The following is a 7,920-nucleotide window of genomic DNA, read 5'->3' on the forward strand; positions in this document are numbered from 1 at the left end:
GTGACCACCGGGGAGGCCGCGCGCGGGGTCGAGCGGATCCTCGAAGGCCTCAACGAGGGGCAGCGGCGGGCCGTCACCCACGCAGCGGGGCCGCTGCTCATCATCGCCGGCGCGGGTACGGGGAAGACCACGGTCATCACCCGCCGCATCGCCCACCTCATCGCCACCCGCCGGGCCCGCCCCTCGGAGATCCTGGCGCTCACCTTCACGGACAAGGCTGCGGCCGAGATGGAGGAGCGGGTGGACGCGCTCGTCCCCTATGGCTACGCCGACGTGCAGATCTCGACCTTCCACGCCTTCGGCGACCGGCTCATCAAGGAGAACGCGCTGGAGCTGGGGCTCACTCCCGACTTCCGGGTGCTCACGCGGGCCGAGCAGATCATCTTCCTGCGCGATCACCTCTTCGAGTTCCCCCTCCAGCACTACCGGCCGCTGGGCGACCCCACGCGGCACCTCCAGGCGATCACGAGCCTGATCAGCCGGCTGAAGGACGAGGACGTGAGCCCGGAGGAGTACCTGGCCCACGCCGAGGCCCTGCTGGCCGCCGCGCAGGACGACGAGAGCCGGCTCGAGGCCGAGGAGCACCTGGAGCTGGCGCGCGTCTACGCGCAGTACCAGATCCTGATGGCGCGCCTCGGCCAGGTGGACTTTGGCGACCAGATCGTGGAGGCGCTGCGACTCTTCCGCACGCGCCCGCACGTCCTCCGCCGCTACCAGGGGCGCTTCCGCCACATCCTGGTGGACGAGTTCCAGGACACGAACTACGCGCAGAATCAGGTCGTGGAGCTCCTCGCCGCCGCCCACAAGAACCTCACCGTGGTGGCTGACGACGATCAGTGTCTGCCCGCTGGAACGCCGGTGGAGACCCCCGTGGGCCCACGCCCCATTGAGACGCTCCAGGCCGGGGATCCGGTCCTCACCGCCGTCGGGAAGGGGTTCCTCGGGACGGCGCAGGTATCGCGCGTGCTCCGGCGCGAGCGCCGCGCCCGTTTCCTCACCGTGGAGACCGAGGGCGGACACCGCGTGACGGTGACCGACAACCACAAGATGTTCTGCTACGTGCCGCGTGTGGCGAAGTCGAAGACCTTCACCTACGTGTACTTGATGGAGCGGCGCGATCTCGGGTGGCGCATCGGCGTGACCAACGATCTCTCGGTCAGGCTGTGCCTCGAGCGCTCGGCCGACCGGATCGTCGGCCTGCGCGCATGCGCCACGGACGCCGAGGCCCGGTACCTGGAGGCCCTGTGGTCGCTCCAGTACGGCATCCCGACGCTGCCGTTCAAGCCGCGGAAGGGGATGGTGGTGGTCGGAGAGTACCTCGATCGCCTCTTCCACGAGGTCGACACGCGAAAGAACGCCGACCGGCTGGCCTGCGATCTAGGTGTCGATCTGAACGCCCACCATTTCACCCTCGGCGCGGTGCATCGCGGTGGGCAGTCGAGGGTCAAGATCATAATGACGATGTGCTATCGCCGGTACAGCCCGAAGGGGCGGGGGCGGCTCCTCAAGGCCGCCCAGATCCTCCATGGGGTGGCGCTGGAGACCTCCGCTCCAGTCATCGTGGAGCGCCTGCGGGCCGCCGGGGTCCCGCTGCGGAAGGCGAGACGCGGCTGGCTGGTGCGCACCACCAGCGCCTCGATCCGCGAGATCGGGCTCAAGGCCGAGTTCCTCCGCGAGCTGACGGAGGGCGTGCTGGAGGTGCGTTTCGATGCCGGGACGGCGAACATCCAGCACCGCTCGGCGCTGGTGATGCCGGCCGGCAACGTGCTGCCCGGCCATGCGCTGCCGGTGGTCCGCAGGAACCGCGTTGTCTACGATCGCGTCGTAAGGGTCTCGGAGGAGTGGAGAACGGAGCCCGTGTTCGACCTCGAGGTGGAGCGGACTCACAACTTCATAGCCAGCGGGATCGTGGTGCACAATTCGATCTATAAGTGGCGTGGGGCCGCGCTGTCCAACGTCATGGAGTTCAAGGAGCAGTATCCCGACGCGCGGGACATCGTGCTCACGGACAACTACCGCTGCCCGCAGGAGGTGCTGGACGCGGCCTACCGGCTCATCCAGCACAACAATCCCGATCGCCTGGAAGTGAAGTACGGCATCGCGAAGAAGCTACGGCGCGCGCTCCAGGCCGACGCCGCGGAGGGGAAGGGCCCGGCGCACCTCGCCTACGACACGATCTCCTCGCAGGCCGACGCCGTCGTGGACCTCATCACACGGGAGCGCGCGGCCGGGCGTCCGTACAAGGACTGCGCCATCCTGGTGCGGGCGAACAACGATGCCGAGCCCTTCCTGCGCGCGCTCAACATGCGCGGCATCCCCTGGACGTTCTCCGGCAATGCCGGGCTCTACGGCCGCCCGGAGATCCGGCTCCTGATTGCCTTTCTCCGGGCCGTCGCCCATCCCGACGACTCGGTGAGCCTCCATTACCTCGCCTCCTCCGCCATCTACCAGGTGCCGATCGTGGATCTGACGAAGTGCAGCACCTACGCCGATCGGAAACATCGCTGGCTCTTCGAGGTGCTGCGCGAGGTCCCCGTGGAGGTGCAGGTGAGCGAGGAGGGCGCGGCGGTCATCCGGCGCTTGATGGCCGATCTCGGGCGGTACATGGAGCTGGCGCGGGAGAGCCCGACGGGAGAGCTCCTCTACCAGTTCCTCCTGGACTCCGGCGAGATGACCCGGTACGCGAAGGCGCCGGCCGAGCTGGAGCAGGAGGTGCAGAACGTGAGCAAGTTCTTCAACCGGGTCCGGGACGCCTCGCGCGTGCTCAAGTACGACAACGTGCGCGAGTTCGTCAACCACCTGGACGCGCTCATCGACGCGGGCGACGACCCGGCGGTGGCCGAGGCCGACACGGACACGCCCGCGGTCCACGTGCTGACCGTCCACAAGGCCAAGGGGCTCGAGTGGCCCGTGGTCTTCCTCGTCAACTGCGTCCAGAACAAGTTCCCCTCCACCCGGCGGAGCGAGCCCATCGAGATGCCGGCGCCCCTCATCAGGGACACCCTGCCCCAGGGGGACTTTCACCTCCAGGAGGAGCGGCGGCTCTTCTACGTCGGGATGACCCGCGCCAAGGAAGCCCTCTACCTCACCAGCGCCGAGGACATGGGGGGGCGCCGGAAGTGGAAGGTGAGCCAGTTCGTGCTGGAGGCGCTGGATCTCCCCAAGGACGCCACGCGGCCGTTCAAGGCCCGTGCCATGGAGGAGCTGGGGCGGCATGCGCCGCCCCCCGCGCCCCTGTCGCCGGGCCTGGCGCCGATCCCGGCGGACCAGGCGCTGGTGGTGAGCCACAAGCAGGTGGACGACTACCAGACCTGCCCGCTCAAGTACCACTTCATCCACGTGCTGCGGATCCCGCTGCGCCAGCACCACGCGATCGTCTACGGCAGCGCGCTCCACACGGCCGTGGAGTTCTACCTCCGCCGGCGGGCGGCGGGCAACTTCACCTCGCTGGCGGACTTCCTCCGGGCCTTCGACGATGCCTGGCGGAACGAGGGGTTCCTCACGCGCGAGCACGAGGAACAGCGCAAGCGCGCGGGCGCGGAGGCGCTCACGCGCTTCTACCACGAGGAGGAAGCCTCGGGCGAGAAGCCCACGGAGGTGGAGCGCGAGTTCGGGTTCAGCCTCGGGGCCGACCGCGTGCGCGGGCGCTTCGACCGGGTGGACGAGACCCCCGAGGGCACGGTGATCGTGGACTACAAGTCCAGCGACGTGACCGAGCAGAAGGCAGCCGACAAACGCGCGCGCGAGAGCCTCCAGCTCAAGATCTACGCGCTGGCCCAGCAGGTCATGACCGGCCGGCTGCCCGTGCGGGTGGAGCTGCGCTTCCTGGAGTCAGGCCTCGCGGGCCGGCACGCGCCGACGGCCAGGGACCTGGCCGTGGCGCGGGCGGCGATCGAGGCGGCGGCCGCCGGCATCCGCGCGCGCCGGTTCGACCCGACCCCTGGCTACCAGGTCTGCCGCTACTGCGCGTACAATCAGATCTGCCCCAGCACCGCCACGCGCGAGTGACGGACCTCGAGCGACGTTGAGCTGACTGCTCCGGATGGTCGCGGATCGAACGCCGGACGCCGAGAGGGGGCAGGGACGATGAAGCTCAGAGCCAACGGCATCGAGATCCTCGACGGGGTGGCGGGGCGCGCGCGGGGTGCGGCATGACGGCGCCTGACCCGCCCGCGGTGGACCTCGCCGGCCTGGCGGCGGCGATCGAGCGGGCGGAAGGGGATCTCGCGCTCGGCGAGGAGCCAGCCGGCTTCGCGGCAGCCCTCGAGGCCGGCGCCCCGCCGGAATCCGGGGCGCCGGGGCCGGCCACCGCCTCCGAGGCTGCGGCGCCGTGACCGACGGGACGCTGTCCTCGCTGGCCGGCGAGATCCGCGCCGGGCGGCTCTCCCCCGTGGAGGCGACGCGCGGGTGCCTCGACCGCATCGCGCGGCTCGACGGGCGGCTCCGCGCCTTCATCACGGTGGATCACGAGGGCGCCCTGGAGCGGGCGCGGGCCCTCGAGGCGGACGCCACCGCGGGGCGCTGGCGCGGCCCGCTTCACGGGGTGCCGCTGGCCTTCAAGGACCTCTGCCATGTCCGCGGCCTGCCCTCCTCCTGCGGGACGAAGACGCCGCAGTACTTCTTCGCCGAGCATGAGTGCACTGCCGTCCGCCGCCTGGCCGCGGCGGGGGCCGTGACGCTCGGCAAGCTCAACATGGCGGAGCTGGCCATGGGACCCTTCGGTGACAACGCCCACCACGGCGACGTCCAGAACCCGTGGCGCCCCGGGCACTGCTCGGGCGGCTCGTCGAGCGGCTCGGGCGCGGCGGTGGCCGCCGGCCTGGCGCTGGGCGCTCTCGGCACGGACACGGGCGGGTCCATCCGGCTGCCGGCGGGGTGCTGCGGCATCGCCGGGCTCAAGCCGACCTATGGCCGCGTGAGCCGCGCGGGGGTGATGCCGCTGTCCTGGTCCATGGACCACGTGGGCCCCATGGCGCCGACGGTGCGCGACGCGGCGCTCCTGCTCGGGGTCATCGCGGGACCCGACCCGCAGGATGTGACGTCGAGCCGCCGCGCCGTGGCCGACTACGGGCAGGCCCTGACCGAGCCCGTTGCCGGGCTTCGCGTCGGCGTCCCGGAGAACTACTACTTCCGCGGGCTCCACCCCGAGATGGAGGCCGGCGTGCGCCGCGCGGTGGGCGTGCTCCAGGGACTTGGCGCGCAGGTGTCGGAGATCCGCGTGCCGGACCCGCAGCTGGTCACGGACGTGGCCAACATCATCGCGCGCGCCGAGGGCGCCACGATCCACTGGCGCCTGCTGCGGGAGCGGCCGCAGGACCTCCAGCCGGCGGTGCGCGCCCGGCTCGAGCTGGGCGTGCGCATCCCGGCCCACGACTACCTCCAGGCCCTGCGCCTCCGCGCGCGACTGGCCCGCGAATTCATCCGCGAGGTGTTCACGGAGGTGGACGCGCTCGCGGCGCCCGTGATCCCGGAGCCCGCACCGGCTCTGGCGGATGTGAAGGCGGGCACCACCGGGGACGTGACGGCGCGCATGAGGGAGTTCTCGCGGCTGACCCGGCCCTGGAACGGCCTGGGGCTGCCGGCGCTGTCGGTCCCCTGCGGCCTCTCGACGGCGGGCCTGCCGCTGGCCTTCCAGATCGTGGGGCGCCCCTTCGACGAGGCGACGGTGCTCAGGCTGGGCCACGCCTACGAGCAGGCCGCCGGCTGGTGGAGACACCGCCCCACGCTCGACTGACCCCCGCCCGGCCCCTCAGGCTGTTGTCAGCGGTCTGACAGACTGTAGGTCAGGCGGTACACCGCTGCGGCGAAGTCGGGCGCCGCGCCGTGGCGGATGAGGGTCTCGGCGCCGAGGAAGTCACGGCAGGCACCCTCCAGCGTGGCCTGGTGGAGCCCCTCCACGAGGATCACCCAGCGGGCCATCTCGTCCGGTCGGTGGCCGAGCCTGGCCTCGTCGGTCTTCCCCTTCGCGGTGGTGGCCGCCACGTCGGCTTCGCAGAGGTGGACGCCCACCAGACCGGGGCGTTCTGACACCGTGGGCAGGGCCGTTGCGGTGAGCCACCCCCGCAGCTCCTCGTCGCGGCCGCGCGCCGGCCCCAGCTCCAGGGTTTGCAGCGCGCCGCCGATCCCTTCACCGAGGCTCAGCGTGACCCGGCAGGCCGTTCGCCGCGTGTTTCTGAACAGGGGGAGGGCACGGCGCGTCCAGGCGGTCGGGTGGTCCAGTCGCTCGATGTAGGCGGAGCCGGCGAGCGTGGCCACGCTCTCGGTCTCGTAGAGCGTGAAGTACCGCGGGCCGCCCGCCAGGGCCTCGTACCGCCGCCCGCGCAGGAAACCCGGGATGCCGACACGCTCCGGCACGTGCTCGCGTGTGTGCCAGTGGTCGAACTCGGCCTCTCCGCCTGGCGCGATGTCGTTCCAGAGGGCCAGCACGGCGCCGCCGCGGAGGGCCATGGCCCGACCCTAGCGGGGCCCCGCGTGGCCGTCAAGAGGCTTGCGCGAGCCAGTCCGGCCGGAGGGTTCCAGCACATGGGGTTGTTCCCCGTGCCGCGTTGACGTGTACAAACTACCTGGCCAATGTAAGAACTATCGAACGGCGTCCGGCCGGGAAGGCCATCCGAGCCCAACCAGACCGAGATCACCGGAGCACCAGCGGAAAATCAACCGTTTGAAGTGGCGCCTCGCGTGACGCATCACCAGCTCGGCTGGCACGAGGCTTGAGTCTCCCTGCGACCGATGCGCGCGCTCCTCCTGCGGAAGCCCCCGATTGTTGGCCTCGGACTCGCGGGAGCCCTGCTGCTCTCCGTGCTGGCGCTCGTCGCCTACTCGACGGTCGAGCTCGCGCGGTTCGAGCGCGCCGAGACCCGGCGCGCCGTGTTCATCCACGCTGCCGGGCAGGCCCTGGCACCCGGGACGAGCGTTCGGGCCATCGATCTGCCAGGAACCCTCGCCCGCCTCGGGTACACCGAGACGAAGACGGCGCCGACCGCGCCCGGGCAGTACCGCCGCGCGGGCGGCGGCTGGGACATCTTCCTTCGCGAGGAGCGGTCGCGCGTGCGGCTCGAGGTGCGCGGCGAGCGCATCGCGCGCGTGACGCGGGATGGAAAGGACGAGGAGGTGGCGCTCGAGGGCGAGGTGCTGACGGGCGGTGCCGATCAGCCGGGGGAGGACTATCGGCCGATCAAGCTTGCCGACACGTCCAAGACCCTGGTTGACGCGCTGCTCGCCATCGAGGACCACCGGTTCTTCGCGCACGGGGCGCTCGACCTGAGGAGCCTCGCGCGGGCGGTGTGGGTCAATACCCGCGCCGGCAAGGTGGCCGAGGGCGGGAGCACGATCACCCAGCAGCTCGTCAAGAACCGCTTGCTGACGCCGCAGCGAACGATGGCGCGCAAGGTGCGCGAGGCGTGGCTCGCCACCCTCGTCGAGTGGCGCTACTCGAAGACGCAGATCCTCGAGGCCTACCTGAACGAGGTGTACCTCGGCCAGCGCGGCCCGCTCGCCATCCGCGGCATGGGTGCGGCAAGCCGCGCCTACTACGCGAAAGAGGTCCACCAGCTCACGCCGGGCGAGGCCGCGCTCCTCGCGGGTATGGTGCGCGCGCCCAATACGTATTCGCCGGTGCTCAATCCCGAGCGCGCGCACCAGCGGCGGGACGTCGTCCTGGCGCGGATGCGCGAGCTCGAGATGCTGGACGGGCCGGCCTACGAACGCGCACGCAAGGAGCCGGTGCGCGCGCTCGCCCGCCCGCGGCCCGGCCAGGCGGCGCCTTACTTCACCGACCATGTCCGCCAGGAGATGGAAGAGCGCTTCGGCCCGGGGGCGCGCATCGTCACCACGCTCGACCTCACGCTGCAACGCTTCGCCGAGAACGCGGTCGCCGCCGGCCTCGACCAGCTCGAGAGCCGCTACGCCCGGCTCCGGCGC

At 71.3% G+C, this 7,920-nt stretch carries 5 protein-coding genes; 4 read left to right on the plus strand and 1 reads right to left on the minus strand.

The genetic code is table 11. The features are described 5' to 3' along the window. The 3 genes from HYV93_21060 to gatA all read left to right on the plus strand — a co-directional run bounded on the left by HYV93_21060 (position 1) and on the right by gatA (position 5,734). Positions 1-4,008: a UvrD-helicase domain-containing protein gene (locus tag HYV93_21060; GenBank protein MBI2528459.1), complete on the plus strand. Its 4,008-nt coding sequence runs from the start codon at positions 1-3 to the stop codon at positions 4,006-4,008. A 143-nt stretch (positions 4,009-4,151) separates the two neighbouring features. Next, on the plus strand, positions 4,152-4,334 hold the full coding sequence (locus tag HYV93_21065; GenBank protein ID MBI2528460.1) for a hypothetical protein: 183 nt from the start codon (positions 4,152-4,154) through the stop codon (positions 4,332-4,334). Further along, positions 4,331-5,734 carry an Asp-tRNA(Asn)/Glu-tRNA(Gln) amidotransferase subunit GatA gene (gatA, locus tag HYV93_21070; protein MBI2528461.1) on the plus strand — a complete coding sequence of 468 codons (1,404 nt, stop codon included), beginning with the start codon at positions 4,331-4,333 and terminating at the stop codon, positions 5,732-5,734. The genes HYV93_21065 and gatA overlap by 4 nt, the downstream gene beginning before the upstream one ends. Before the next feature lie 26 nt (positions 5,735-5,760). On the opposite strand, the gene HYV93_21075 is transcribed toward gatA, so the two are convergent. After that, positions 5,761-6,447 (minus strand): hypothetical protein, encoded by a 687-nt coding sequence (locus HYV93_21075; GenBank protein ID MBI2528462.1) that lies wholly within the window; start codon positions 6,445-6,447, stop codon positions 5,761-5,763. A gap of 282 nt (positions 6,448-6,729) precedes the next feature. On the opposite strand from HYV93_21075, the gene HYV93_21080 reads away from it, so the two are divergent. Further along, the coding region (locus tag HYV93_21080; protein MBI2528463.1) for a transglycosylase domain-containing protein at positions 6,730-7,920 on the plus strand (1,191 nt) is incomplete at its 3' end.

This window comes from Candidatus Rokuibacteriota bacterium (assembly GCA_016188005.1).
Lineage (GTDB): Bacteria > Methylomirabilota > Methylomirabilia > Rokubacteriales > CSP1-6 > UBA12499.